The organism is Nonomuraea sp. NPDC026600 (genome assembly GCF_040638335.1).
In the GTDB taxonomy this organism is placed as follows: Bacteria; Actinomycetota; Actinomycetes; order Streptosporangiales; family Streptosporangiaceae; genus Nonomuraea.
Genome location: NZ_JBEZYD010000002.1, coordinates 605,858 through 631,551, shown reverse-complemented (window position 1 = coordinate 631,551; position 25,694 = coordinate 605,858). Strand labels below are relative to the sequence as shown.

The 25,694-nt window shown below is 71.3% G+C and carries 24 protein-coding genes; 12 read left to right on the top strand and 12 right to left on the bottom strand.

The genetic code is table 11. The features are described 5' to 3' along the window. Positions 1–11 precede the first annotated feature (11 nt). Complete coding sequence (locus AB0F17_RS06315) at positions 12–1,172, top strand: sialidase family protein (RefSeq protein WP_358017117.1); 1,161 nt, start codon at positions 12–14, stop codon at positions 1,170–1,172. Beyond that, positions 1,169–2,809, top strand: a complete 1,641-nt coding sequence (locus AB0F17_RS06310; RefSeq protein WP_358017114.1) for a hypothetical protein — start codon at positions 1,169–1,171, stop codon at positions 2,807–2,809. The genes AB0F17_RS06315 and AB0F17_RS06310 overlap by 4 nt, the downstream gene beginning before the upstream one ends. An 18-nt stretch (positions 2,810–2,827) precedes the next feature. Here the strand turns inward: AB0F17_RS06310 and AB0F17_RS06305 are convergent, their stop codons facing one another. Further along, on the bottom strand, positions 2,828–2,953 hold the full coding sequence (locus tag AB0F17_RS06305) for a hypothetical protein (protein ID WP_358017111.1): 126 nt from the start codon (positions 2,951–2,953) through the stop codon (positions 2,828–2,830). Positions 2,954–3,054: 101 nt separating this feature from the next. Further along, positions 3,055–7,263, bottom strand: a complete 4,209-nt coding sequence (locus tag AB0F17_RS06300; protein WP_358017108.1) for an HAD-IC family P-type ATPase — start codon at positions 7,261–7,263, stop codon at positions 3,055–3,057. Between the two features lie 196 nt (positions 7,264–7,459). On the opposite strand from AB0F17_RS06300, the gene AB0F17_RS06295 reads away from it, so the two are divergent. After that, positions 7,460–7,939 carry a hypothetical protein gene (locus tag AB0F17_RS06295; protein WP_358017105.1) on the top strand — a complete coding sequence of 160 codons (480 nt, stop codon included), beginning with the start codon at positions 7,460–7,462 and terminating at the stop codon, positions 7,937–7,939. Positions 7,940–8,937: 998 nt separating this feature from the next. Continuing rightward, on the top strand, positions 8,938–9,849 hold the full coding sequence (locus tag AB0F17_RS06290) for a TIGR03621 family F420-dependent LLM class oxidoreductase (RefSeq protein ID WP_358017102.1): 912 nt from the start codon (positions 8,938–8,940) through the stop codon (positions 9,847–9,849). On the opposite strand, the gene AB0F17_RS06285 is transcribed toward AB0F17_RS06290, so the two are convergent. Then, the gene (locus AB0F17_RS06285) at positions 9,839–10,807 is read right to left on the bottom strand and encodes a zinc-binding dehydrogenase (protein ID WP_358017099.1); all 969 of its coding nucleotides are present in this window, start codon (positions 10,805–10,807) and stop codon (positions 9,839–9,841) included. The genes AB0F17_RS06290 and AB0F17_RS06285 overlap by 11 nt on opposite strands. A 58-nt stretch (positions 10,808–10,865) precedes the next feature. Between AB0F17_RS06285 and AB0F17_RS06280 the strand changes: the two genes are divergently transcribed. Next, the gene (locus tag AB0F17_RS06280; RefSeq protein ID WP_358017097.1) at positions 10,866–11,450 is read left to right on the top strand and encodes a histidine phosphatase family protein; all 585 of its coding nucleotides are present in this window, start codon (positions 10,866–10,868) and stop codon (positions 11,448–11,450) included. Between the two features lie 56 nt (positions 11,451–11,506). Here AB0F17_RS06280 and AB0F17_RS06275 read toward each other — a convergent pair whose 3' ends face one another. From AB0F17_RS06275 to AB0F17_RS06250, 6 genes are all read right to left on the bottom strand, one after another. Next, positions 11,507–11,773 carry a sigma factor gene (locus AB0F17_RS06275; protein ID WP_358017094.1) on the bottom strand — a complete coding sequence of 89 codons (267 nt, stop codon included), beginning with the start codon at positions 11,771–11,773 and terminating at the stop codon, positions 11,507–11,509. Then, entirely contained in the window at positions 11,773–12,660 is an 888-nt protein-coding gene (locus AB0F17_RS06270; RefSeq protein WP_358017091.1) for a hypothetical protein, read from the bottom strand. The genes AB0F17_RS06275 and AB0F17_RS06270 overlap by 1 nt, the downstream gene beginning before the upstream one ends. A gap of 21 nt (positions 12,661–12,681) precedes the next feature. Continuing rightward, positions 12,682–13,440 (bottom strand): hypothetical protein, encoded by a 759-nt coding sequence (locus tag AB0F17_RS06265; RefSeq protein ID WP_358017088.1) that lies wholly within the window; start codon positions 13,438–13,440, stop codon positions 12,682–12,684. Between the two features lie 47 nt (positions 13,441–13,487). Further along, entirely contained in the window at positions 13,488–13,745 is a 258-nt protein-coding gene (locus AB0F17_RS06260) for a hypothetical protein (RefSeq protein WP_358017085.1), read from the bottom strand. Between the two features lie 87 nt (positions 13,746–13,832). Next, positions 13,833–14,069 (bottom strand): DUF397 domain-containing protein, encoded by a 237-nt coding sequence (locus AB0F17_RS06255; RefSeq protein WP_214643800.1) that lies wholly within the window; start codon positions 14,067–14,069, stop codon positions 13,833–13,835. Further along, positions 14,070–14,891: a helix-turn-helix transcriptional regulator gene (locus AB0F17_RS06250; protein ID WP_214643811.1), complete on the bottom strand. Its 822-nt coding sequence runs from the start codon at positions 14,889–14,891 to the stop codon at positions 14,070–14,072. Between the two features lie 221 nt (positions 14,892–15,112). On the opposite strand from AB0F17_RS06250, the gene AB0F17_RS06245 reads away from it, so the two are divergent. Next, the gene (locus AB0F17_RS06245) at positions 15,113–15,619 is read left to right on the top strand and encodes an ATP-binding protein (protein ID WP_358017082.1); all 507 of its coding nucleotides are present in this window, start codon (positions 15,113–15,115) and stop codon (positions 15,617–15,619) included. 79 nt (positions 15,620–15,698) lie between these two features. Further along, positions 15,699–18,122: a helicase-associated domain-containing protein gene (locus AB0F17_RS06240; RefSeq protein ID WP_358017080.1), complete on the top strand. Its 2,424-nt coding sequence runs from the start codon at positions 15,699–15,701 to the stop codon at positions 18,120–18,122. Here AB0F17_RS06240 and AB0F17_RS06235 read toward each other — a convergent pair. After that, entirely contained in the window at positions 18,106–19,104 is a 999-nt protein-coding gene (locus AB0F17_RS06235; protein ID WP_358017077.1) for an ABC transporter substrate-binding protein, read from the bottom strand. The genes AB0F17_RS06240 and AB0F17_RS06235 overlap by 17 nt on opposite strands. A 92-nt stretch (positions 19,105–19,196) precedes the next feature. On the opposite strand from AB0F17_RS06235, the gene AB0F17_RS06230 reads away from it, so the two are divergent. The 3 genes from AB0F17_RS06230 to AB0F17_RS06220 are packed head-to-tail and all read left to right on the top strand — an operon-like array spanning position 19,197 to position 22,098. Beyond that, a complete protein-coding gene (locus AB0F17_RS06230; protein WP_358017074.1) occupies positions 19,197–20,282 on the top strand; it encodes an iron chelate uptake ABC transporter family permease subunit in 1,086 nt (361 codons plus the stop codon). Next, entirely contained in the window at positions 20,279–21,286 is a 1,008-nt protein-coding gene (locus AB0F17_RS06225) for an iron chelate uptake ABC transporter family permease subunit (RefSeq protein ID WP_358017071.1), read from the top strand. Before AB0F17_RS06230 ends, AB0F17_RS06225 begins: the two co-directional genes overlap by 4 nt. Then, complete coding sequence (locus tag AB0F17_RS06220) at positions 21,286–22,098, top strand: ABC transporter ATP-binding protein (protein WP_358017068.1); 813 nt, start codon at positions 21,286–21,288, stop codon at positions 22,096–22,098. The genes AB0F17_RS06225 and AB0F17_RS06220 overlap by 1 nt, the downstream gene beginning before the upstream one ends. 9 nt (positions 22,099–22,107) lie before the next feature. On the opposite strand, the gene AB0F17_RS06215 is transcribed toward AB0F17_RS06220, so the two are convergent. Then, positions 22,108–22,683: a helix-turn-helix domain-containing protein gene (locus tag AB0F17_RS06215; protein WP_358017065.1), complete on the bottom strand. Its 576-nt coding sequence runs from the start codon at positions 22,681–22,683 to the stop codon at positions 22,108–22,110. Between the two features lie 93 nt (positions 22,684–22,776). Between AB0F17_RS06215 and AB0F17_RS06210 the strand changes: the two genes are divergently transcribed. Next, a complete protein-coding gene (locus AB0F17_RS06210; protein WP_358017062.1) occupies positions 22,777–23,091 on the top strand; it encodes a rhodanese-like domain-containing protein in 315 nt (104 codons plus the stop codon). A 96-nt stretch (positions 23,092–23,187) separates the two neighbouring features. Next, complete coding sequence (locus AB0F17_RS06205; protein ID WP_358017059.1) at positions 23,188–24,483, top strand: FAD-dependent monooxygenase; 1,296 nt, start codon at positions 23,188–23,190, stop codon at positions 24,481–24,483. Here the strand turns inward: AB0F17_RS06205 and AB0F17_RS06200 are convergent. Next, positions 24,434–25,687 carry an ArgE/DapE family deacylase gene (locus AB0F17_RS06200; RefSeq protein WP_358017056.1) on the bottom strand — a complete coding sequence of 418 codons (1,254 nt, stop codon included), beginning with the start codon at positions 25,685–25,687 and terminating at the stop codon, positions 24,434–24,436. The two genes, AB0F17_RS06205 and AB0F17_RS06200, sit on opposite strands and share 50 nt — an antisense overlap. Between the last annotated feature and the right edge of the window lie 7 nt (positions 25,688–25,694).

The following is a 25,694-nucleotide window of genomic DNA, read 5'->3' as shown; positions in this document are numbered from 1 at the left end:
ACCACTCCCCCATGGACCACGATCACGCGAGCTCGAACGACGCCACGGGGACCCACAGGGAAGCCGCGGGTATCCAGCGCGAAGCCGCACGGATCCGCGGGGGAGACGCGGGGATCCGCCGGGAGTTCGTGACCGTTGACGATCCGCGCTGGACGCAGTGCCATGCGTCCACGCTCGCGGTGGTGGACGGCGTTCCCGTCGTCGCGTGGTTCGCCGGGACCAGGGAAGGGACGCCCGACAACCGCATCCGGGTCGCCCGAGACGGCCGGATGAGCACCCTGGACACCGGCAGGGCCGTCGCGCACTGGAACCCGGTGCTGGCGGCGGGGCCGGACGGTGCCCTGTGGATGTTCTGCAAGGCGGGCGCGCGCATCTCCGAGTGGGTCACGCTGGTCACTCGGTCGTACGACGGCGGCGCCACGTGGGAGCCGGTCCGCGAACTCGTCCCGGGAGACCGGTCCGGCGGCCGCGGGCCGGTCAAGAACCCGCCGCTGCTCGCTCCCGGCGGCCCGCGCTGGCTGGCGCCGGGCTCGACGGAGGAATGGGGTGAGCGGCCCCGCTGGGATCCGTTCGTCGACGTGTCCGATGACGGCGGGCTGAGCTGGACGCGGTCCCCGATTCCCGTCGAGCACGCCGCCCTGACCGGCGCCGGGCACATCCAGCCCGCGCTGTGGTGGGGAGCGGACGGCCCTGTCGCGCTGATGCGCAGCACCGAGGGGCGGGCGTACCGCTCGGTCTCCTCCGACGGCGGGCGCACCTGGACGCCCGCCGAGCCCACGGGCCTGCCGAACAACAACAGCGGCCTCACCGCGGTCGCGCTGCCGTCGGGACGGGTGGCCTGCGTGCACAACCCGGCCGCCGAGTCGTGGGGCAGCCGCTGCCCGCTCGTCGTCTCACTGTCGGACGACGACGGGCTGACCTGGCACGCGGGGCCGATCGTGGACGACGGCGCCGTCTCCATCGACCCGGCCGTCCCGCGACTCCTGAATCCCATCACCGGCACCGGCTTCGAGCCGGGTGACGCCGGGGTCGTCACCAGCGGCGTCGCCGAGTACAGCTATCCGGCCGCTGTCGTCACCTCCGACCACCTGTTCGTCACCTACACCTGGCAGCGCCGGGGAATCGTCCTCGCCCGGCTGCCTCTCGCCGATCTGGAGCCGAAGACGCCATGACCAGCCCGTACCGCCGGCCTGTCGCCCGCGCGGAGCACTCCGCCGCGCCGCGTACCGCCTACCTGATCACCAGCGGCGACCTGCGCCTGCCGGCCAACGTCGCCGGCTGGCCCGCCCAGGAAACCCTCGAAAAGGCGGTCGCCTCAGCCTTCGGCGACCTCGGCTGGACCGTGGTCCGCGCGCACGAGGTGGATCCCGCCAAGGGGCACGGCTTCATCGACAGCCAGCGGATGGGCCTGGAGGTCTTCAAGACCATCCCCGCCGACGCGCCGCTCATTGTCGCCGAGGCCGTATGGCAGTACAGCCACCACGTCCTGGCCGGCCTCCGCACCCACGAGGGACCGATCCTCACCGTCGCCAACTTCGACGGGACCTGGCCCGGCCTGGTCGGGCTGCTCGGCCTCAACGCGGGACTGACCAAGATGGGCCGCCCGTACTCGACGATCTGGTCGGTCGACTTCACCGACCGCTACTTCCTGGACGGCATCGCGAGCTGGGTGCAGGACGGTCACATCGACCACGACTCCTCGCACGTCCGCCCGCTGCCGCCACTGCCGCCCGGCCCGGAATCCGAGCTCGGCGTCGCGCTGGCCGAGGAACTGCTGTGCGACAAGGCCATCATCGGCGTCTTCGACGAGGGCTGCATGGGCATGTACAACGCGATCATCGACGACGAGCTGCTCAACCCTCTCGGCATCTACAAGGAGCGGCTGTCCCAGAGCGCCCTGTACGCCGAGATGCTCAAAGTGCCGGACGCCGAGGCGACGGCCGTGCGCGACTGGCTGGCCGCCGCCGGGATGCGGTTCGCCACCGGTACCGACGAGGCCACGGAGCTCACCGACCGGCAGTTGCACGAGCAGTGCAAGATGTACATCGCCGCGCTGCGGATCGCCGACGACTTCGGCCTGGACGCCGTCGGGATCCAGTACCAGCAGGGGCTGAAGGACCTCACCCCGGCATCCGACCTGGCGGAAGGGCTGCTCAACAACGTCGCCCGCCCGCCGGTGACCAGCCGCGACGGCACTCGGGTGCTCTACGACGACGCCCCGCTGCCGCACTTCAACGAGGCGGACGAGGGCGTGGCCGCGGACGCGCTGGTGACCAACCGGGTGTGGACCGCCATGGGCCTCGACCCCGCGACCACGCTGCACGACGTTCGCTGGGGCGAGCGGTACGGTGACGACTTCGTCTGGGTCTACGAGATCTCCGGCTCCGTCCCGCCGTCCCATCTGGAGGGCGGGTACGCGGGCGCGGTGAGCTGGCGGCAGAACCCGATGTACTTCCCGGCGGGCGGCGGCACGATCAAGGGGGTGAGCAGGCCCGGGGAGATCGTCTGGTCCCGCCTCTACATCGCGGAGGCCCGGCTCCAGCTCGACATCGGCCGCGCTTCCGTCGTGGAGCTACCCGAGGAGGAGACCGAGCGGCGGTGGGCGGCGACCAACCCGGAGTGGCCGATCGCGCACGTCGTCCACCACGGGATCACCCGCGACCAGTTCATGGCCCGCCACAAGGCCAACCACGTCCAGATCGCCTACGCCCCTGACGCCGCCACGGCCGACAAGGCGCTCCTCGCGAAGGCGGCGTTCTTCCACCGCTTGGGCGTCGAGGTGCACGTATGCGGCGACGTCAACATCTAGGCCCCACCGGGACAGGGCTCAGGCCGGGGAGAAGGCGGCGCGGCCGATGAGAGACGTGACGAGGGCGTGAACGATCCGCGTGATCAGCGCTTCCAGGAGCATCATGGCCGCCTTCGCGAGCACAGAGGCCAGAAATTCCGACACCAAGCACCTCACATCACTAAATTCGTCGTTAGTGGGATAATTCACCCCAAATGTTGCAATTTGACCATAATAATGGTGTCTGTTTGGTGAACCGTTGATGACTACTCGGCGCTCGCCCGCTCCATCAGCGCCGCGACCAGCGCCGCCACGACGGAGCAGCCCAGCCCGATGGCCCAGCCGAACGGGCCGACCGGACGGCAGCCGAAGACCTGGCTGAGGCCGGGGACAGAGACGATCACCATGAGGGCGGCCAGCGACGACACCGACGCGAGGAACACCGTCCGGTCCCGGCCCCCCACCGTCAGCGTCTGCAGCAGTTGCGCTCCCACCAGACCGATGAGCCCAACGGTGGACGCGCGGCCCGGCGTGCCGGTCATCCGGCCGAGCAGCCACGCCGCGGTCGCCGCCGCGGCGGTGGTGACGGCGCGTACGTAGATGTCCCGGGTCAGGGCGGCGCCGAGCGAGACCTCCGGCCCCTCGGCGAGCAGTTTCTCCGGACTTTGGGCGTCCGGTGGGCGAACAGCCACGGCCATCGCCGGCAGCATGTCGGTGAGCAGGTTGACCAGGAGCAGTTGGCGGGCGTTCAGCGCGCTGCGGCTGGACAGCAGGCTGGAGCCGACCGTGAAGGCGATCTCTCCGACGTTTCCGCCGAGCAGGATGCCGAGCGAGTCGCGGACGGAGCCCCACATCGCCCGGCCCTCGGAGATCGCGTCGATGATCGTCTCGATGCGATCGTCGATCACGACGATGTCGGCGGCGGCCCGGGCGGCGGGGGTGGCCTGCGGTCCGAGGGCGATGCCGACGTCGGCGAGCCGGATCGCGGGGACGTCATTGGCGCCGTCACCGGTGACGGCCACCACCTTGCCCGCGCGCCGCAGGCAGGAGACGAGGCGGGCCTTGTGCTCGGGCGTGGTGCGCGCGAACACCGCCACCTCCGGCAGCACCGCGATCAAGGCGTCGTCGTCCAGCCGCTCCAGCTCGGGTCCGGTCATCACCCGCTGGCCGTTCAGAACGTGGATCTCGGCGGCGATGGCCTCGGCCGTGCTCGGATGGTCGCCAGTGATCATGATGACCCGCACGCCGGCTCGCATCAGTCCGTCGACGCTCTGCTTCGCCGTCGGCCGGACGGGGTCGGCCAGGCAGAGGAACCCCAGGAAACACAGGCGCTCGATGCGGGACTCGTCGAGATCGGCGCGGCTGGACGCCCGGCGCTCGGCGACGGCCAGTACGCGGAATCCCTCCAACGCGCGCCTGTCCACCTCCTTCCCCAGTTCGTGCCTGCTCTTCGCGCCCATGGGGACCGGCCGGCCGTCGCGGATCAGGTGGGTGCAGCGGTCGAGCACGACCTCGGGGGCTCCCTTGACGCTCAGCAGATGGCCCGACTCCGACAGGCCGAGCACCGCGTGGTAGCCGCGCGCGGGTTCGAAGGGCAGCTCGTCGACCCGGTGCCACTCCCCCAGGCCGTCCTTGGGCGCGATGTGCAGCTTGGCGGCGCCCTCCACGACGGCGCGGTCCGTGGGATGGGGGATGGCCCGCCCGCCGCCGAAGCGGGGCCCCGCCCGGAGCGCCGCGCCGACGATCTCCTTCAGCTCCGGCGTCAATGTCTCGACCGGCCGGGCGTGGTCTCCGTCCGAGACCTGGCGCAGGCTGATGCGGCCTTCGGTCAGGGTCCCCGTCTTGTCGAAGCAGAGCACGTCGACCCGGCCCAGGGCCTCGATCGTCGACGGGTTGCGGACCAGCGTATTGCGCTTGGAGAGCCGTTTGCTCGAGGCGAGCTCGGCCACGGTGGCGATGAACGGCAGCCCCTCGGGGACCGCGGCGACGGCCAGGCTCACCGCGGGGGCGAGTGCCGCGGACAGAGGTGAGCCGCGCAGCAGGTTCAACACCATCAGGAACGCGCCCGACCCGATCGCGGCGGGCAGGATCCTGCGGCTCAGTCTGCGGAGCCGTAGCTCCACGCCGCTCACCAGCGGCCCGTCAGGGGCCAGTCTGGCGGTCCTGCCCGCCTGGGTCTCCTCCCCCGTCGCCACGACCACGGCAAGGCCGTGGCCGGCCGCGATGGTGGTGCCCTCGTACACCATCGATCGGCGGTCCGCGATAGCGGCGGCGGCGGTAGGCGCATCGGTCTTGGTCACGAGCTGCGACTCGCCGGTCAGGGTGGACTCGTCGACTTCCAGGCCGACCGCCTGGATCAGCCGACCGTCGGCCGGTACGGCGTCGCCGGCGCGCAACTCGATCACGTCCCCCTTCACCAGGTCGTCGGCGACACCGGAGACGCCGCCGCCGGGCCTGCGCAGGCGTACCCGCACGGCGGTGATCTCGGTGAGGCGGTGCAGCTCCCTGTCGGCGCCGCACCGTTGCGCCCCGCCGATGACGGCGTCGACCACCATCACGCCGGCGATCAGCACCGCGTCCAGAACCGAACCGACCGCGGCCGACAGGCCCGCGCCCGCGGCCAGGACCGGCGTCAACGGATTGGCGAGCTCTTCCACGGACGCCATGGCCAAGGACGTGGGCCCGGTGAACTCCGGCCGCGCCGGCTTCGTCTTGCGGCGCGCGGCCTCCTTCTCGGTCAGCCCGTGCGGTGACGTGCGCAGCAGGTCGAGGACGTCAGGCACCGCCATCGCATGCCATGGCGTACGGTCGGCGTCCACCGGCGGCGCCGTCCGCCTGACCTCGCGTCCGGCCCACTCCCCCGTGACCAGGGCGGCCACCGAGGTGCAGTCGCGTATCAGGTGCGCCCGTGCGACCGCTGTCCCGGCCGGGCCGAGAACGGCCATTCCCGCGCCGACGACCCCCGCCGCGGCGGCCAGCCGTACGCTGCGCCGGCTCGCGCTCTTCGCGTACGGCACGCAGCGCAGCAGCAAGTGAACCCCGTCGAGATCGCTGATCACGTCGGCGTCCCACGGCACGCGCCGCGCTCCCCTGAGCACGCCGATGCCCAGGTCTGCCTGACGCAGGCCACGCCTAGACGTGCGGGACACCACGGCCACGACGTGTCCTTCGGACTGCAGCGCCCGCACCGAGGCGGCCAGCCGGGAGCCGCCATCGACGACCTGGTCGACACCGAGGCGCAGGCCCAGGCCCGCCTCCCCGCCGGCCAGGATCACGGTGCCTGCGCCCTTCGCGGCGGCGGCCAGGGCTTCGGCCAGCGGGTGGGGCTCGGGCGCCAGCCCGACCAGAGCGATCGGGATGCCCTGCCGCGAGACGCTGACCGGCCGTACTCCCTGCCGACGCCACTTCCGCACTTCCGAGGGTTCGCGCACCGCCGAGTACGGTCCGGCCGCCCATCCGTCACGCTCGCGCGAAGCCGCGGGATCGGCGAGGTCGACCAGCGCGTAGAGCCGCGCGTGCAACTCGTCCAGGTCCTGGTCCACATCGAGCGGGATGACACCATCGATCGTCCACGCGCCCGTGGTCAACACGGCCGCGTCAAGGACGACCGTGTCGATGCGATCCATGCGGCGCAGCGCGACGCGGTCGAGCACCATCCCGCCGCGTTTGGCCAGGGCACGCACGAAGGCGCCGCTGAAAGCGTCCCTGCCGACATGCGCGGCCTTCGGGATCCCCGTAACAAGCGTGGAGAGCCCGCGCTGGTGATCGCGGCTCACCAAGGTGACGACAGCATCCCCCGCCAGCGTGACCGCGCTCGCGGCGTCGGCGTAACGCTCGATGGGCCCGTGCGGCAGCGGAACAGGACGAGGCCGCCCGGCGACCCGGGTATGCCGATAGGCCCCGTCGGCGTCGGCGAACTCCTCTTCGCGCAGCTCCCAGGCTCGGCGCCCGGCGCACGAGTCGATGTAGCGGCCGGCCGCCGCGACGGAGTCGACGAGCATCGACAAGGGCCGCATCGCCAGCGTCTGGGTGACGACACGCGACGACACGACCAGCGCGTCCGCGGCGGGCCTGCCCATGTACCGCTCCAGCTCCCGGCGGACCCGCGGGGCGTGCTCGGCCAGCGACAGTACGGCGGGCACGGCCGGCGACAGCTTCGGCAGGCGGGCGACCTGCCCGGCCAGAGCGAGCCCGGTGCCGACGAGGTGCAGGCCGAGACTCACCGCGGCGCGGGCCTGCTGCTCCACACCGTCGAGCGCCAGTGGGCCACCGGCTTGACCGCCGCCGTCCACATCGAATTCGTCGACGATGGCCACGAGCTTGTCCAGATCGGCTGTGGCCGCGTCGCAGCCCACGAACACGCAGCCGAGCGCGCCGTTCACCTCGGCCCGGTCCATGCCGACCGCGCGCAACCGGTCTTCGAGGGCACGCGCGACCCGGTCCGTGCCGGGGCCGCCGATGTGCCGCAGTTCCACGCGGACTCCGCCTGCGCACTTCTGTGTCCGGCGTGGGCGCGGGAGCATGCTCCGCACCGGTTCGGGGAGCATGCTCAGGACGGTGTCAACGGAGAACGGCCACATGTCGCCCCCTTGTCGGAACCGTCCAGGCACGCGGGCTGCTCAGAACGCGGGGCAACCCGGACTTCACCCGCCCGACCGCGCACGTCCGGCGGTGCTCTTTCGACCACCTCGTGACGTGGTGGAGGCGGACTTACGCCGGGAGGAGGCCTTCGCCGAGGTACCGGCGCTCGCGGCGGCGCGCCTCGGCGCGGCGGCCGAGGAGGCGGCACGCTTCGACGAGGTGGCGCCCTTCGACACAGCGGCGCGCTTCGGCGAGGTGGCGCGCTTCGGCGCAGCAGTCGCCGTGGCGCCCTTCGGCGCAGCGGTCGCCGTGGCGCCCTTCGACACGGCTGTGCGCTTCGGCGCAGCGGTCTCGGTGGCGCGCTTTGGCGCGGCGGTCGCTGTGGTCGCTGTGGTCGCCGCGGTCGCGGTGCGGGGTCGCTCGGCGGCTGGGGATCTCTGCACTCTGCGGGCGGGTGACCTGCTCCTCCCTTCCCGTCCGCGCCTCGCGATCAGCGTCCCGGCGCCGATGGCGGCGGCCACCGGCCACTCAAGAACCCCGAACGCCGCGAGCACGCCGAGCGCGCCGTAGTAGGCGATGCGGTCGGGCGGGGGAAGGAGCGTCCGGGCCACGTCCACGGCATGGCCAACCTCCTGCCGGGAGATGCGCGGCATTTCCAGATGCGGCATCCCGACGTGCGGCATCCCGACGTGTGGCATCCGCAGATCCGGAGGGCGGACCTTGATGCTCAACAGCGGCAGGTCGAGCGAGAGCTCTTTGGACGAGCTCGCTCGAGACTGGGCAACGGCCATGATTCCTCCCCCATTTGAGGACGTCAGACGCCCGTGGCGCGCTCCAGCCATGACCGACGCACCACAAGCACCTAGACAACCTTCATCTTTCGATCCTTCGTGAAGCCGCATCTGACAAACAAGACCCTCGCGCCTAGTTTTATGGTCATATATCCGCTTCGTGGCACTCCATCCGCTTTAGACGGAACGACTCCACGAAGCCCTCTCGACCGGAAGACCGGGGCATCGACCCTCAACGAGGTAGCGTTCGGCACCGAAACCCCGGAGACGGTCAACAATGCGCACGTAACGGCGCCCGGCCATGTGCGGGTTCAGCGGCCGTTTTCCTGGAGGCCCTCAGCCACGAACGGCGGGTGGCGGCCAACGCGGCTGTGCCGTAACGGAAAGAAAGGCCCGAACCGCAGGCACGCACGGCGAGCACAACGACAGACACGCACGACAGGGCGCACGGGCATGAACGGCGAGCAGCCACGGGCACCGGTCGGCAGGCGCGCGCCAGCACGAGGGCCCCGGCAGCGGACGCGGGCAGCAGACGGGGACGGCAGACGCGGGTGGCGCACACGGACAGCGCACACGGACAACGGACACGCGTGGCGGACACGCGTGGCGCACACGGACGGCGCACACGGATGACCGACGCGGACGGATGACCGACACGGACGGCATAGGTGGACGGCATAGGTGGAGAGCGAGCGGGTGGTGCCGTGTGGGGTGATCGGCTTTAAGCTGGCGGCACATACAAGCGCTTGCTCAAATGAGAAAACGAGGGAGAGACCCGTGCGGCGGTTCAGGTTTGGGGCGGTGGTGCGGCTGGCGGAGTCGGGCAAGGCGTGGGCGGACAAGGCCAGGCGGCTGGAGGGCGCCGGGTTCGATGTGCTGCTCGTGCCCGACCACCTCGTCGGGCCGCGGTTCGCCCCCGTGGCGGCGCTGGCCGCCGCCGCGAGTGCCACGACGCGCCTGCGGATGGGGACCCTCGTGTTCGCGAACGACTTCCGGCATCCGGCCGTGCTGGCCAAGGAGACGGCGACCCTCGACGTGCTGTCCGACGGGCGGCTCGACGTCGGGCTCGGGACCGGCTGGATGGCGGACGACTACCAGCAGGCCGGTCTGCGGTTCGAGGCGCCCGGGGTGCGGGTGGAGCGGCTGAGTGAGGCCGTGGCCGTGCTCAAGGGGCTGTGGGGCGACGGGCCGTTCAGCTTCGACGGGACGCACTACCAGATTCGAGCGCTCGACCAGCAGCCCAAGCCCGTGCAGCGGCCGCATCCGCGACTGCTGCTCGGCGGGGGCGGGCCGCGGATGCTGCGGCTGGCCGCGCGGGAGGCCGACGTGGTGAACCTGGGGATGCGGGTACGCGCCGACGGCTCCGGTCCCGATGGGAGCGACGGCGGGCGGCAGGCGTTCATGGACAAGCTCCAGACGGTGCGCGCGGCCGCCGGCGACCGCTACGACCGGCTGGAACTGGGCACGAGCGTGGTCCAGGTGGGCGTACGCAAGCCGGAGGAGACCTGGAGCGCCGCCGACACCTCACAGCTCGACGAGACGCCCCAGGTACTCCTCGGAACCCATCACGACATAGTCGACAAGCTCAGCTACTGGCGGGATGAGCACGATATTTCGTATTTCGTGGTGCATCACGAGCGCGACATCGACGCCTTCACCCCGATCGTCGAGGAACTCGCTACGGGATGAGGATCACCTTGCCCATGGTGTTCCTGCTTTCCAGGGCCGCGTGGGCGGCGGCGGCCTCCGCCAGCGGGAAGGACTGGACCGCGGGTGTGAGCTCGCCGTTCGCCACCGCCTCCAGGGCCCGGCCGCGCAGGTCGGTGACGCCGCCCTCGCGGTCGAGCAGGTGGCCGATGGCGTTGTACGAGGTCACACCTCGGGCCTTCAGCTCGGCCTCCTCGGGGTGGAACCACTCCCCCGACGCCTGCCCGAACACGACCTGCCGCCCGCCCTCGCCGAGGAGTTCGAACGCGGCCCGGCCGAGCTTGCCGCCTACCCCGTCGAAGACGATCGTGACGTCGCCGACCGACTCCCGCACCACGTCGGTCCAGCCGGGCGAGTCGTAGTCGACCGCCAGATCGGCGCCCAGCGATCGGACCCGGGCCGCCTTCGCGGGGCCGCCCGCGGCTCCGACGACCGTCGCGCCCACACGGCGGGCGTGCTGGACGAGCAGTGTGCCGATCCCGCCAGCGGCGGCCATGACCAGCACCACGTCCGAGGCGGTCACGGGGGCGACCTCCAGCACTCCCAGCGTGGTGGCGCCGGTCGTGTGCATGGCGACCGCCGCACCGTATTCCACCTGGTCGGGAAGCACCACGACACCGGCGGCGGGCGCGACGGCGAGGGACGCGTAGCCGCCCGACGTCACGTCGGCGGTCACCACGCGGCTGCCCACCAGGCCGGGATCGACCCCGTCCCCCACCGACTCCACCACTCCCGCCACCTCGTGACCGAACGTCGTGGGCAGGTCGGGCACGGGGTGCGGGCCGATGGGGATGCCCCGTCTGAACAGCGTCTCGATGAAGTGCACACCGATGGCGTGTGCGGCGATGCGGACCTCGCCGGGGCCTGGGGAGGGGTCGGGGACGGACTCGTAGCGGAGGTTCTCGGCGGGACCGAAGGAATGGAGTCTTATCGCGTGCATGTTCCGAGCCTGCTACCTGAACCACGGTTGAGGTCAACCGTGCCGGATGATGGGAGGCATGGATGAGATGGTGTTGCTCAGGCACGGCGCGACAGAGTGGAGCACGGCGGGCAAGCACACCGGCCGCACCGACGTGCCGTTGACGCCCGACGGCGAAGACCAGGCGCGGGCGCTGGCGCCACTGGTCAAGGAGGTGCCGTTCGATCTGGTGCTGGTGTCCCCCGCCCAGCGGGCCCGCCGCACGGCGGAGCTGGCCGGGCTGGAGGCGTACGAGGTGGACGCGGATCTGTGGGAGTGGGACTACGGCGGCTACGAGGGCATCACCACGCCGGAGATCCGGAAGACCCATCCGGGTTGGTACCTATGGCGTGACGGCGTGATCCCCGGCGACGCCGAGCACCCCGGGGAGAGCGCGGCCGACGTCGGAGCGCGGGCCGACCGGGTGATCACCAGGGCGAAGGCGGCCGAGGGACGGGTGGCACTGGTGGCGCACGGGCACTTCCTGCGCGTGCTGACGGCCCGCTGGCTGGGCCTGCCGCCCGCCGACGGCCGCCTGCTCAAGCTCGACACCGGCACATACTCACGACTCGGCTTCGAACACGCCGAACCCGTGGTGACGACCTGGAACGCCCCGGTCACCTGACCCAGCACATACGCGCCGACGCAGCGCGTCGCCCCACCTCAGCACGTACACGCCGGTCAGCCGACCTCAGCTCGTACGGCCGACGCGTGCAGCGCCTTGCTCACCAGCCAGCCGCGCAGCGAGCCGGAGCGGGGCTCGTACGACAGCGGCCGTTCCCACAGCGCGACGAACACGTCCTGGGTGATCTCCTCGGCGAACGCCCGGCTCCCCGTGATCTTGACGGCCACCCCGTACACGAAGGGGCTGTGCTCGTCGTAGGCGGCGGCGAGCGCGTCGAGGTCGCCCGCCACCAGCCGGGCGTGCAGGTCCAGGTCGGCGGCCATCAGTCACACCCCAGCGTGGCCGCGGCCCGCATCAGCTCGCGGGCGAGCGCGGGATCGCCCTCGGCCGCGTACGGGAAGGAGCCGGGCGGCCACCGGTTGGCCAGCAGCTTGCAGAAGTGGACCGCGTCCGCCGACACCAGCACGGCGACGCGGTCCGGCGTCGGCGAGAGCGGGACCGTCCACGTGCCGCCGCCGGCGCCCGTCAGCACGACGGTGGCGGCCACGTCGCGGCGCGGTCCCTTGACGGCCCTGGGCAGCATGGCCAACCCGAACTCGGCGATCATGCGCACGTGCTCGTCGGCCGGGGGCGCCGAGGACCTGGCGGTGGCGCTCCTGATGTCGTCGGCGTGCGTCCAGGTCTCGAACGTCCGCTGGACCATCGCGTGCCGCAGCGGCCCGCGCGCCGGGCGGGCGCCCGTCCCCGCCAGCTCCACTTCGACGCCGAGCAGCAGGCCGGGGCTGCCGGAGACGCGTTCGAGCAGGGATCCGGCCTGCTCGCGCCAGCGCCGGTGGACCGGCAGGGCGGCGACGGCCGGTACGCCCATGAAGGCCGCGACCCTGGCGTCGTTGGCGGCCAGGTGCTCGACCATGCCGCGGACGGTGCCGTGCCTGGACAGGGGCGCTTCCCACTGCACCACGCTCAGCTCGCCCAGCAGTTCGTCCATGAGCGCCACCTGCTGGGCATAGGGAACGGCCACGGCCGCGACCACGGTCTCGGCGGGGCTGCGTCGCAGCCGTGCCTTGGACAGCATCGCCTCGCGCAGCCGGCGAGGTGGGGCGATCGCCTCGCCCGGGGCGTCGAGGAGCGCGATGGCCGCGCTGCAGTCCGGGCACGAGGCGACGTGGTCGTCGGAGCCCTGCCCGTTAGAGAGGTACGAGTCCGTCATGGCTACCTCCGCAGCATGACGCTAACCCGATGCGTCTCCGGGCGCCAGACGGCTGCCGGGGAAGGGTGACAGGAGGGTCTCGCGCCACGGGCCGTCGAGGAAGTCGCGGGCCCGCCTGGCCCAGTCGAGCAGGCGCGGGTCGGGCGGCACCTCGTCGTCGAGGCCGAGGGCGGCGTCACGGGCCCGCTGCGTGCTCAGGTGGTCGTCGAGCGACACGCCCCAGACCGTGACGGCCTCGGTGTCGCAGAACAGGACCTCGTACAGGCCGACCAGGTGGTGGCCGTGCTCGGCCAGCAGCGGGGCGCGTTCGGTGCGGACCGCCTCCAGGTAGTCCAGGGCGGCGCCGGGTCGTACGCGGGCGCTCTCGAACACGTAGAACTCGGCGGTCTCCACCTCGCTCAGGTCCGGGCAGCCCGGCACGGCGCCGAGCGGGCGGGAGAACGCGGAGAAGCGCAGGTCGTCGATGTCGGAGAGGAACAGGCGGTCGTCCACCCCCCGGTAGATCTCCATCATCTGGCGCCAGCCGCCGTCCCAGCCGCCGTGGCAGTCCCACAGCGTGACCGCCTTGAACTGCGGGTGGCCGGTGATGCCCACCGCGTAGAAGGCGCCGGCCAGGTCGATCTCGCGGGATCTGATGGACATGCCGGAGGTCAGCGTGGGCGCCTGGCGGGCCTCGTCCTCGCGCTTGTAGCGGGTCAGCCAGGTCAGGTACTCCATCGGCCGGCGCGAGTTCATCGGCCGGAAGTCGACCTCTTCGAGAAGGTAGATCCCACGCCGCATCCAGGGCTCCTTTGACCAAGCGATTGCTCGGCCCTCACCCTAGCCGATCAAGCGACCGCTTGGGTAGGCTGCGGCCCCCTCCCCGTCAGCCACTCCAGCACCCTGCGGTGCCCGGAGGTGGCATCCTCGAAATGCCCCCAGTGCCAGTAACGCGGCTGATCACGGACGCCCGTGACCCAGGTGCGATAGGAGACGGAACCGCCGGAGGCCGCGGGCGCGACGCCGTAGGTGCGTATCACGACCTTGCCGCCGGGTGCGAAGAGCACGTCGTCGGCGATCGGATAAAGAGTCATCTGGTCGAGCATGTCCCGATCATGAAGGCCGGAGGAGGCAGGGCGGTTACGCCTCCGGCGCGCCCCCGTTAAGGAGCCGCGCCGGAGGTTAACAGCCTGTTACACCAGCAGGCCGTCGAACTCCCCATCCTTCACTCCGAGCACGAGGGCCCGGATCTCGTCGCGGGTGTAGATCAGGGCCGGGCCATCGGGGAAGCGTGAGTTTCGCACCGCCACCCCGCCGTCGGGGAGCTTCGCGAGTTCGACGCAGTTCCCCTGTGAGTTGCTGTAGCGGCTCTTGCGCCAGGCGACCTGCTTGAGGTCGGCCGCGGGCATGCCGTTATAGGTCTGCTTCATCTACATCTTTCTGAGAAGACCGCCGATGAGCTCGACTGTGCCCCCTGGCGTGGTGCTCTCCACGCATAACTGCTCCATAGCCGTGAGATATGGATCGATGTCCTCACGCTTGTCCAGGTACAGGGCACCCCAGAGCTGCTCGACATAGACAACGTCCGACAAGTCGGACTCGGGAAATCGCAAGATGCTGAAAGCGCCACCTTCAGCGGCATGCATGCCGTATCTGAAGGGCATCACCTGAATGGTGATGTTGGGAAGGGCGGCGACTTCCAGCAGATGCTGAAGCTGCTCGGACATGACCTCCCGCCCACCGATGGTCCTCTTGAGGGTCGCTTCGTCGATGACCGCCCACAGTCGCGGGCCGTCCTTCTGCGTGAAGCGCTCTTGTCGCTGCATGCGCAGATGCACGCGGCGCTCGATCTGCCCAGGGGTCTCATCGGGGTTGCCGAGTCGGTATACCGCGCGCGCGTAAGCAGCCGTCTGCAACAGGCCAGGCACGAACTGCACCTCATAGGTACGGATCACGCTGGCTGCTTCCTCCAACCCCACGTACGTGGTGAACCACGCGGGCAGAACGGCTGAATACTTGTGCCACCACCCGGGGGTGTTGGCTTCGCGGACCATCTCCAGCAGAGCACGGCGCTCGGCGTCGTCGACGACGCCGTACAGGGTGAGCAAGTCCTCCACATCGCGTGTCTTGAATCCGACGCGACCGAGTTCCATACGGCTGATCTTGGACTCGGACGCCCGGATGTGGAATCCGGCCTGGTCGCGGGTGAGCTCGCTGGCTTCACGCAGCCGCCGCAAACTGGCGCCAAGCATGATGCGCCGAACGGTCGAACCTGAACCGGGCGGATCGAGGGACACGTGCTGCTCCTTGGTCGTTTCCTTAGCACACAGTCTGTCACTCCACGGCCGAAAGATCATATGCCGCGGACAAGATCCCCTTTCCCACCGATTGACCTTTTGAGGCAAAGGTAGCGGTTGCACGGGGTGTCTGCACGTGCATTCGCTCTTGCACCTGCACGAGAGTTTGCTCCAGAATGATCAATGTGCAATCCACCACGGCGACGCAGGGCCAGTGGACCACGTTCGACTGGTGGCCCCCGGTCGGGTGGTGGCCCGAAGCCGCGCGTGACCTGCTGGTTCCAGGGCCGGCCATGAGCGCCACGTTCGTGCTCCCGCCCACGCCGTCCTCGATCCATTCCGTCCGCAGCTACACCAACGGCACCCTGACGGCGTGGGGGCTGGGCGAGCTGATCGAGAACATGGAGCTGGTGGTCTCCGAGTTGGCGACCAACGCGCTGCGGCACGGGTTACACCTGGCCGAGGGCCGTAGCCAGCGCCCGGTCCACATGTCCCTGGTACGCCGCGGCCCGCTGGTTACCAGCGCCTTCACCGATCCAGGCTCATCGGTGCCCACGCTGAGATACCCTGGCCCTCTTGACACCGGCGGCCTCGGACTCCACATCGTCGAATCGCTCAGCCATCGATGGGGCTGGTCCGCACTCGCGCCCCACGGGAAGATCGTCTGGGCAGTCCTCTCCTGACCGGGGGTGATCTGCATTACCGTGGATGCTCATGGCTCACGGTGAGTCCCTGCGTGCGACCCCATGAGAGTGCTGACAGATGGATGATCACCTGCTCGGCTGGCTACGAACACTTGACGAAGACAGGCTGGGACGCATCCTGGCGACCCGGCCCGACGCCATCGCGGCGCCCTGGCCGCGGCGGCTCGACACTCTGGCCCAACGGCTCGGCAACGGATTCGCCGTGATGGAGGCCCTGCGCGGCCTGCCTCTTCCCTGCCTTGAGCTGGCTCAGGCGTGCCTGGTCGTCCGGCACGCCACTCCCGAGCGGCTGGCGGCCTTCCTCGGCGTTCCGGCCGAGGAGATGACCCCCTGGCTCGACCTCCTCCATGATCACGCGCTGGCCTGGCCCGACGGTGAAGGCGTGATCCGCCTGGCCGAGGGCGTGTCCCGGTGGTGGACCGCGCCGCTCGGCCTGGGCGAGCCGCTCGACCACTACCTCAACTCCTGGACGATCAGCGCCGACACGCTGCGCTCGCTCGCCCGCAACCTGGGGCTCCCACCCCACGGCAACAAGCGCCGCACGATCAGCCGGGCGAGCGAGGTGCTCGGCGACCGCGCGCGACTCGACGCGTTGCTGCGCCACGCCCCCGAGGGCACGGTCAAGCTGCTCAACGGCTTCGCCTGGGACGGCCCGGTACGCGACGTCGACGGCGGCCGGTTCGTCATCCCCGGCACGCCGGAGAAGTGGTCCGCCGACCACGGGCTCCTCTACCGGCCGAGCTGGCACGTCGCCGAGATGCCGCGCGAGGTGGCGCTCGGTCTGCGCGGGCCCGGCTACCACCCGCCGTTCACTCCCGAGCCGCCCGAGGTGGTCACCATCCCGATCGACCCGGAAGAGGTCGATCACCTGATGACGCTGGCCGCCCCGCACGTGGTCGAACGGTGCGCGGCGCTGCTCGACAACACCTCCAAGGCGCCGCTGCCGCTGCTGAAGACCGGCGGCGTGGGCGTGCGCGAGGTACGCAGGGTGGCCAAGGAGACCGGCTGCGACGAGGACGAGACCCGGCTGCTGCTGGAGGTCTGCGCCGTGGCCAGGCTGCTGGCCTGGGACGAGTCGTCCGGCGGCATGATCCCCACCGAGCGGTTCGACCGCTGGCGGCTCGACGAGGGCTCGGCCAGGCTGCGGGTGCTGCTGTCGGCCTGGTGGCGCATGGAACGCTCGTCGCTGCGCAAGGTCGACGGCAAGTACGGCACCGTGCTGGGCGACGACCAGTCGGGCGCCGCCGTGGCGCGCGTGCGCCGGGCGGTGCTGTCGGTCCTGTCCCACCTGCCGTCCGGCACGGCCTTCGCCGATCGCGCCGGCCTGGCCCGCAACGTCCACTGGCACTCTCCGCTGCTCGACCAGGCCCTGCTGGCCGAGTGCACGTCCGCGGTGCTCGACGAGGCGCGGCTGCTCGGCCTGCTGGCCAACGACTCGCTCACCGACCTGGGCCGGGCGCTGGCCGGGCTGGCCGCCAAGGCGGGCGACGAGAGCGACGACGCGGTGCCGTTGGTCGAGCACGACCCGATGCTCATGGAGGCGTCGACCAGGGCGCTGGCCAGCGTCCGCAGGAGCGCGCTGTTCGGGCCCGACCTGACCGCGGTGGTGACGGGACCGCCGTCCGCCGAGCTGGCCGCGCTGCTCGACCGGGTGGCCGAGCGGGAGTCGCGGGGCGCGGCCTCGGTGTGGCGGTTCACCACCGAGAGCGTGCGCCGCGCGCTGGACCACGGCTACGACGCCGACGAGCTGCTGGCGGAGCTGTCCGGCGTCGGCACCATCCCGCAGCCGCTCGAATACCTCATACACGACGTGGCCCGCAGGCACGGCGAGGTGACGGTGACCATGGTGGGCTGCGTGGTGCAGGCCTCCGACCCGGCTCTGCTCGCCGAGATCGCCGGTCACCGGCGGCTGGCCCGGCTCGGCCTGCGGCTGCTCGCCCCCACCGTGCTGGTGAGCTCGGCGGGCGCCGACCGGACGCTCGGCGCGCTGCGCGAGGCCGGCTACTCGCCCGTCCCCGTCGTCGACGGCGGCGGCGAGATCACGATCCGCCGCACCCGCGTCGAGGAGCCGCAGAACGGCAAGCTCATCCTGCTGCCCGGCGGCCAGGTGGCCGAGCTGTCGGAGTTCGCGGCGATGGCGGAGTTCGAGGCGATGCCGCACAACATCGCCGAGCCGACTCCCGACCCGCACGAGCACGCCGCCCGCCTGATCGCCTCCGATCGCGCGGCGAACGACCGCAGCGGGCGCACCTGGGCCGTCATCGGCCGGATGGCGACCAGGCTGCCGACCGCGCAGCAGTCACTGCTGGGCTTCGTCGTCGACCGGGGCGTGCGGGCCGGCATCACGCTGACCGACGGCCTGACCGCGACGATCAGCCACGGCGAGCTCAAGGGCGGCGCCCTCGACGCCTGGTGCGAGGAGGCCGGCGACTACCTGGAGTTCCCGCTGGCCGAGATCGTCGAGGTCACGGGAGCCTATTAGCCTTCTTCAGGTTGGCCACGAGGCCCTCCACGAAGTCGGCGTAGCCCTGATAGCTGTAGGGGGCCTCGGCGCTCCACGGATAGAGCTGCCCGGCCTTGACCGCTGGCAGCTTGGCGAAGGTGGGCTTCTTCATCATCTCCGCGGGCTTGAGTGACTGGGTACGGGTGTCGTAGAGGATGACGTCGGCGTCGTAGGTGTCGGCGTTCTCCCAGCTCAGCGTCTGGAAGAAGCCGCCCTCGTCGACCTTGGAGGGCGTGACCACGCTCAGGCCGTTCTGGGTGAGATGCACGATGTCCGGGTACTCGGGCGGGTTCACCACCCACATGGAGTCGGGGCCCGCCGACATCATGAGGATCTTGAGGTCCTTGAACGCCGCCAGCTCCTTGCCGGCCGCCTCCAGGCGGGCCTTGGCCTCCGGCACCCCCTTCAGGTCCGCGCCCAGCGACTTGGCCAGCTCCTCGTACTTGCCGATCACCTGCATGGCGCTGCGCCCGGTGAGCATGATCCCGGCCGTCGGGGCGACCTGCTCGATCGTGGCCTTCGACTTCTCCGGTACGTACCAGAGCGTGCCCTTGATGTACATGCTGCTGACCAGCAGGTCGGGCTGGAGCGCGATGTACTGCTCGACGTTGAACTCGTCCCAGACGTTGCCCAGTCCCTGGACCTTGGCGATGTCGACGTTGCCCACCTGGGGGTCTCTGGCGCCGTCCTTGAGCTTGTGCGGGCCGAAGACGCCGACCGGACGCACGCCGAAGTCCCACAGTGCCGCCGCCGAGCCCACCTGGGCGACCACCCGGGCGGGGCGCTTGGGCAGGTCGAGCTTCTTGTCACGGTCGTCGGTGAACGTCCACCCGCCCGCCGCTCCGGTCGGGGCCGCCTGGGTGGGGGTGCCCTCGTCACCGCAGGCCGCCAGTGTCAGGACCGCCGCGAAACCTGCCGTGGCCGCGAGGAAACCTCTGCGAGGCAGTACCGGTCCCGACATGTCGATCTCCTAAGGTTAGGCTTGCCTTGCTTTTGGGGCTTTACATTAGCCTCGCGTAAATTCGGCTGTGACGAAAGGGGGTGGGGTTGCCTGTGGGTGAGCAGGTCACCGCGGCTGAGCCGGGCGCGAACGAGGGCGACGTGGCACTGGTCGCGGACGAGCCCGCGGCGGCGCCCCGGGGGCGTCCGGCTGCGCTGGCCGGTGGGCTGGTGGTCGTGTTCGGCGTGCTGGTGCTGGTGGCGATGGCGAGCGTGGCGCTGGGGGCGCGGTCGGTGCCGCTGTCCACGGTGCTGGACGCGCTGACCGCCCCCAACGGGTCCAGCGACCACACGGTGATCCGCGAGCTGCGCGTCCCGCGGACCCTGCTGGGCATCGGCGTGGGGGCCGCGCTCGGGCTGGCGGGGGCGCTGATGCAGAGCCTGACCCGCAACCCGCTGGCCGACCCCGGCCTGCTCGGCATCAACGAGGGCGCCGCGCTGGGCGTCACCCTCGCGCTGGGGCTGTTCGGGCTCTCGGACCCGGCCGTCTACGTGTGGTTCGCGTTCGGCGGCGCCGCCCTGGCCTCCGTCGTCGTCTACGCGCTGGGCTCCTCCGGCCGCTCGGGCGCCGGTCCGGTACGGCTGGCACTGGCCGGCATCGCCGTCGGCATGGTCTTCACGGCGGTGGCCTCGGCCATCCTGCGGATGGACTCCCAGACGTTCGACCGGATGCGGTTCTGGCTGACCGGATCCCTGGCCGGGCAGACCTCCGACGTGCTGCTGCGGCTCGCGCCCTTCATGGTCATCGGGCTGGTGGTCGGGCTGCTGCTGGCCAGGCCGCTGAACATGCTCGCGCTGGGCGACGACGCCGGCAAGGCGCTGGGCGTGGCCGTCACCCGCACCCGGGTTCTCACGGCTCTGTCGGTCACGCTGCTCTGCGGCTCGGCCACGGCCGCGGCCGGGCCGCTGTGGTTCGTCGGGCTGGCCGTGCCGCACGCCGTACGCGCCGTGGTGGGTCAGGATCAGCGGTGGGTGCTGCCGTACACGATGCTGGCCGCGCCGGTGCTGCTGCTGGCGGCGGACGTGGCGGGGCGGCTCATCGCCCGGCCCGGCGAGGTGCAGGTGGGCATCATGTGCGCCGTGGTCGGCGCGCCGATCTTCATCCTGATGGCCAGGCGCAGGAGGCTGGCCGCGCTATGAGCCTACGCTTCGGTCCCTGGTCCGTACGGCTGGCGCCGCGGGCCCTCCTCGTCGGCCTGGTCCTCGTTCTGGTCGCGTTCGCCGTGGCCGTGGCGGCGATCGCGACCGGCGAGTTCACCGTGCCCATACCCGATGTGCTGACCGCGCTGTTCGGCCACGGCACGCCCGTCGCCGAGCTGATCGTGGGCAAGCTGCGCGCGCCCAGGGTGGTCACCGGGCTGCTGGTGGGCGCGGCGTTCGGGGTGAGCGGGGCGATCTTCCAGAGCCTGACCAGGAACCCGCTCGGCAGCCCCGACTTCATCGGCTTCACCGCCGGCGCCTCGACCGGCGGCATCCTCGGCGTGATCGCGGGCGGCACGGCGCTGCAGATCGCGGGCGGCGCGCTGGCGGGCTGCGTGGGCACCGCCGTGCTCGTCTACGCGCTGGCCCATCGCGGGGGCGTGCAGGGGTACCGGCTGGTACTCGTCGGGATCGGCGCGAACGCGCTGCTCCTGTCCGCCAACTCCTACCTGCTGACCAGGGCCAACATCAACGACGCCGCGACCGCGGGGGCGTGGCTCACGGGCAGCCTCAGCGGGCGCGGCTGGGACCACGCGATCCCGGTGGCGGTGGCGCTCGCGGTGCTGCTGCCGGTCTGCGCGTTCGTGTCGCGGCCGATGCGGATGATCGAGATGGGCGACGACGCGGCGAAGGCCATGGGCATCAGGGTCGAGGTCGTGCGGGCCACGGCCATCGCCGTGGGCGTGCTGCTGTGCGCGGTCGCCACGGCCGCCGCCGGGCCGGTCATCTTCGTCGCCCTGTCGGCTCCGCAACTGGCCAGGCGGCTGACCCGCTCGCCCGGGGTGACGATGGGCGCCTCGGCACTCATGGGCGCCGTCCTGCTGACGGGCGCGGATCTGGCCGCCCAGCGCGTGCTCGCCCCCACCCAACTGCCCGTCGGCGTGCTCACCGCCGCGATCGGCGGCGCCTACCTCGCCCTGCTCCTGCGAAAGGACCGCCACTGATGGCACTCCCCCGGTCCGCCCGGCTGTCGGGCAGCGACCTCACCCTCGCCTACGACCAGCGCGTCGTGGCGGCCGAGCTGGACGTGACGATCCCCGACGAGTCGTTCACCGTGATCATCGGGCCGAACGCCTGTGGCAAGTCCACCCTCCTGCGCGCCCTGGCCAGAATGCTCAAGCCCAGGAAGGGCGCGGTCCACCTCGACGGCAGCGTGATCACCTCACTGCCGTCGAAGGAGGTGGCCAGGCGGCTCGGGCTGCTGCCGCAGAGCTCGATCGTGCCCGACGGGATCACCGTGACGGACCTGGTGGCCCGTGGCCGCTACCCGCACCAGAAGCTGATGCGGCAGTGGTCGCGCGCGGACGAGGCCGCGGTTAGCGAGGCGATGCGCGCCACCGACGTGTCCGAGCTGGCCGACCGGATTGTGGACGAGCTGTCCGGTGGCCAGCGGCAGCGGGTGTGGCTGGCGATGGCGCTGGCGCAGGAGACGCCGATCCTGCTGCTCGACGAGCCGACGACGTTCCTCGACATCTCCCACCAGATCGAGGTGCTGGACCTCTGCGCCGACCTGCACGAAGCGGGACGCACGATGGTGGCGGTCCTGCACGACCTCAACCAGGCGTGCCGTTACGCCACCCACCTCATCGTCATGCGTGACGGCGGCATCGTGGCCGAGGGCGAGCCGGCCGGGATCGTCACGCCCGACCTGGTGGCCCAGGTCTTCGACCTGCGGTGCGAGATCATCGAGGACCCCCAGTCGGGCACCCCGCTCATCATCCCCGAGGCGCGCCGCCGGGTGACGACCACCGCCTGACCTCCCCGCTCATCCCACCAGGGCCCCGACCAGCGCGGTGATCGCGTCACGCGCGCGAGCCTCGCCGTACTCCTCCCTGAGCACACCCGCCACCTCCGCGGCGGTGGCCGCGAGCAGCGCGTGCGACAGCACGTCGGCGTCGGACCCCGGCCGAGATGCCGCCAGCAGGATGGCCGTGTGGCGGTGCCAGAAGCGATAGGCCCCGATCCGGTAGCGGGCGCCCGGACTGGCCGTCTCGGACATGCGTACCAGGTCGAGGTGGGCGAACAGGTAGTTCAGATAGGCGTCGACGAAGGCGGTGAGCCGGTCGCGGGCGGGCGCGCCGGGACCCAGCGGCGGCGGGCCTGACAGGATGCGTTCCTGCAGCTCCCGTTCGCGCTCGTCGAGCAGCGCCACCGCCAGCCCGGACTTGTCCCCGAACCTACGGAACAATGTGCCCTTCCCCACCCCTGCCTCGGTGGCGATCGCGTCCATGGAGACCGCTTCCACCCCCTTCTCGGCGAACAGCCTGGCCGCGGCGGACAGGATCTTCTCCCTGTTGCGCGCCGCGTCCGCGCGTTCGTTGACCGGGCCCCCGTGAAACATTTCCAGCGGCCGCCTTGACGAAGCGGACCGCGGTCCGTTAGCTTTCGAGCCATCCACAAACCGGACTGTAGTCCATTTCGACCGGAGGCCACAATGACCATAGCCCGTGAAGAGCTCCACTCGGCACTCGGCACGGTCACCGTGCTCGACACGCTCGGTGGTGCCTACTACGCCCAGCAGCATCTGCCCGGCGCCATCGCGCTGGTCGAGAGCGAGGTCGCCGAGCGGGCACCCGCGCTGTTGCCCGACAAGAACGCGCCGATCATCACGTACTGCTCGAATCCGGCTTGCAACAACAGCAAGGCCGTCGCCCGCCGCCTGACCGCGCTCGGCTACACGAACGTGCGCAGGTACGTCGAGGGGATCGAGGACTGGGTCGGGGCGGGCCTGCCCGTGGAATCCTCGTAGAACATCGTTCTTGGAGCGTGCCAAAGGACGTGGAAGCGGACCTCCGGCCCGGGTGACCCTCTGGAAGCCACATCTTTCCTCAGGGGGGAACCAACCATGGACCACGCCGTCGTCATCGGCGCGAGCATGGCGGGCCTGCTGTCCGCCGCCGCTCTCCACCGCAGGTACGCCAGGGTCACGGTGATCGACCGCGACACGTTACCCACCGTCGACGTCCATCGCAAGGGCGTCGGCCAGAGCCGCCATGCGCACGGCCTGCTCGCCAGAGGCCGTGAGGTCATGGACGAGCTGCTGCCGGGGCTCACCGCCGAGCTCGTCGCGCAGGGCGCGCTCTTGGGCGACCTGCAGAGCCAGGCACGCTGGATCCACGGCGGGCAGCCGCTCGCCCGCGGGGAGAGCGGCCTGCTCGGGCTGTCGCTCAGCCGAACGCTGCTCGAAGGCCAGATCCGCCGCCGTGTCACCGCCCTGCCCGGCGTGCGCGTGCTGGATGGCAGTGCCGTCACCAGCCTGCTCGCCCAGCAGGGCCGGGTCACCGGCGTGCGGCTGGCGAACGGCGACCCGATGCCCGCCGAGCTGGTCGTCGACGCCTCGGGGCGGGGTTCGCGGACGCCGTTCTGGCTGTCCGAGCTCGGTTACGAGCGGCCCGCCGAGGAGCGGGTGACGATCGACCTGAGGTACGGCACGCGCGAGTTCCGCCGCCGGCCGGACCAGCTCGACGGCGATCTGGTCCTCGTGCTGGTGCCCACGGCCGAGATCCCGCGCGGCGGGGTGGCGCTGGCGCTGGAGGACGACCGCTGGGTCATCACCATGGCCGGATACGGCGGCGCCGGGCCGGAGCTACCGCTCCAGCAGTTCGCCGCGTTCGCCGAGACGCTGGCCGCCCCCGACCTGCACCGGCTGATCACCGTCGCGGAGCCGATCGGGGAGCCGCGCTCGTACCACACCCCGGCCAGCGTCAGGTACCGCTACGAGCGGCTCTCCCGCTTCCCGGAGGGCCTGCTGGTCGTCGGGGACGCCGTCTGCGCGTTCAACCCGTTCTACGGCCAGGGCATGTCAGTAGCCGCGCTGGAGGCCAAGGCCCTGCTCGACGTCGACCTGCGTCCGCTGCCGTTCTTCAAGCGGATCACCAAGGTGCTCGACGCGCCCTGGGACATCGTGGTCGGCGGTGACCTGCGGCTGCCCGGCGTGGAAGGGGAGCTCACGCCGAAGATCCGGATGGTCAACGCCTACCTGGAGCGCTTCCATACGGCGGCGGCACACGACGCCGACCTGGCCAGGCGCTTCCTCCGGGTGGCGAACCTGATGGACGCGCCGCCGTCGCTGATGAGTCCCGGGGCGCTGCTCAAAGTGTTCCGCAACGGCGCACCACGAGCATTGCCAGCGCTCGTGTGACCTCCCGCAGCTCCCGCAGCTCGACCTGCTCCCTGGGGGCGTGCGCGTACCGCACGTCGCCAGGGCCGTAGTGCAGCGCCGGGATCCCGCCCGCGGCGTAGAGCCGCAGGTCGCTCCCGTACGGCGCGGCCTTCTCGATCGGCCGCGTGCCCGTCGTGTCGGCGATGGCCCCGGCCACCTCCGCCAGCAGCGGGTGCGCCTCGGGCAGCCGTCCGCTGGCGAACTGCCCGCCCGGCCAGGTGATCACGGGCGGGTGGTCGCGCAGCCACGGGTGCGCGACCGACAGCACCGCCGCCTCGAACGCGGCCCGCGCCGCCGCCGGATCCTCGTCGAGCCTGACGCCCACCCGGCCCTCCGCGACGAGCTGGTCGGGCACGCTGCTCGCCCAGTCACCCGCCCGCACGGTGCCGATCTCGATCGGGTACGGCATCGCGTTCCCACCGAACAGGGCCGGTACGTCACGGTTGCGCTCGGCCTCCAGACGCCGGATCGCCTCGAACACCGGCCAGAACACCTCGACCGCGTTGACCCCCTCGTACCGGGTGGCCGCGTGCGCGGCCCGGCCCGCCACCTCCATCCGGAACGTCAGCGCCCCCGCGTTGGCCGTGATGACGGCGCCGCCGGTCGGCTCGGTGATGACCGCCGCCTCCGCCGTGTGGCCCCTGGCCAGCGTGGCGAACGCGCCGAGGCCGCCGTCCTCCTCACTGATCACGCAGTGGACGGCGAGCGGCCTGGCCAGCCGTACCCCGGCCTTCTTGAGCGCGCGGACGACGGCGAGGTTGGCCACCAGCCCGGCCTTCATGTCGCAGGCGCCGCGGCCGTGCAGGGTGTCGCCGGTGATCCTGGCGGCGAACGGGTCGTTGCCCGCCCACTGGGCCGGGTCGCCGATGGGCACCACGTCGACGTGACCCTGCAGTGCCAGTGCCGGGATGCCTTCGCCGCCGGTCACGGCCACCACGCCGTAGCCCTCGGTCCTGGGGGCCTCGGTGCCGGGGAAGCCCGCGCGGCGGCCGAGGGCGTCGAGGTCCAGCTTCCAGACGTCCACGTCCAGATCCGCCTCGGTGAGCACGCGGGCGAGGCGGTGCTGCAGGTCGGATTCGGCGTCGGTGCCGGTCACGCTGGGCACTCTGACGGTCTCGGCCAGCAGGTTCACGGTCTCGGTGTCGTCTATGGCCTGGAGCACCCTGGCTTCCGCGTCGCGCATGGAGCAC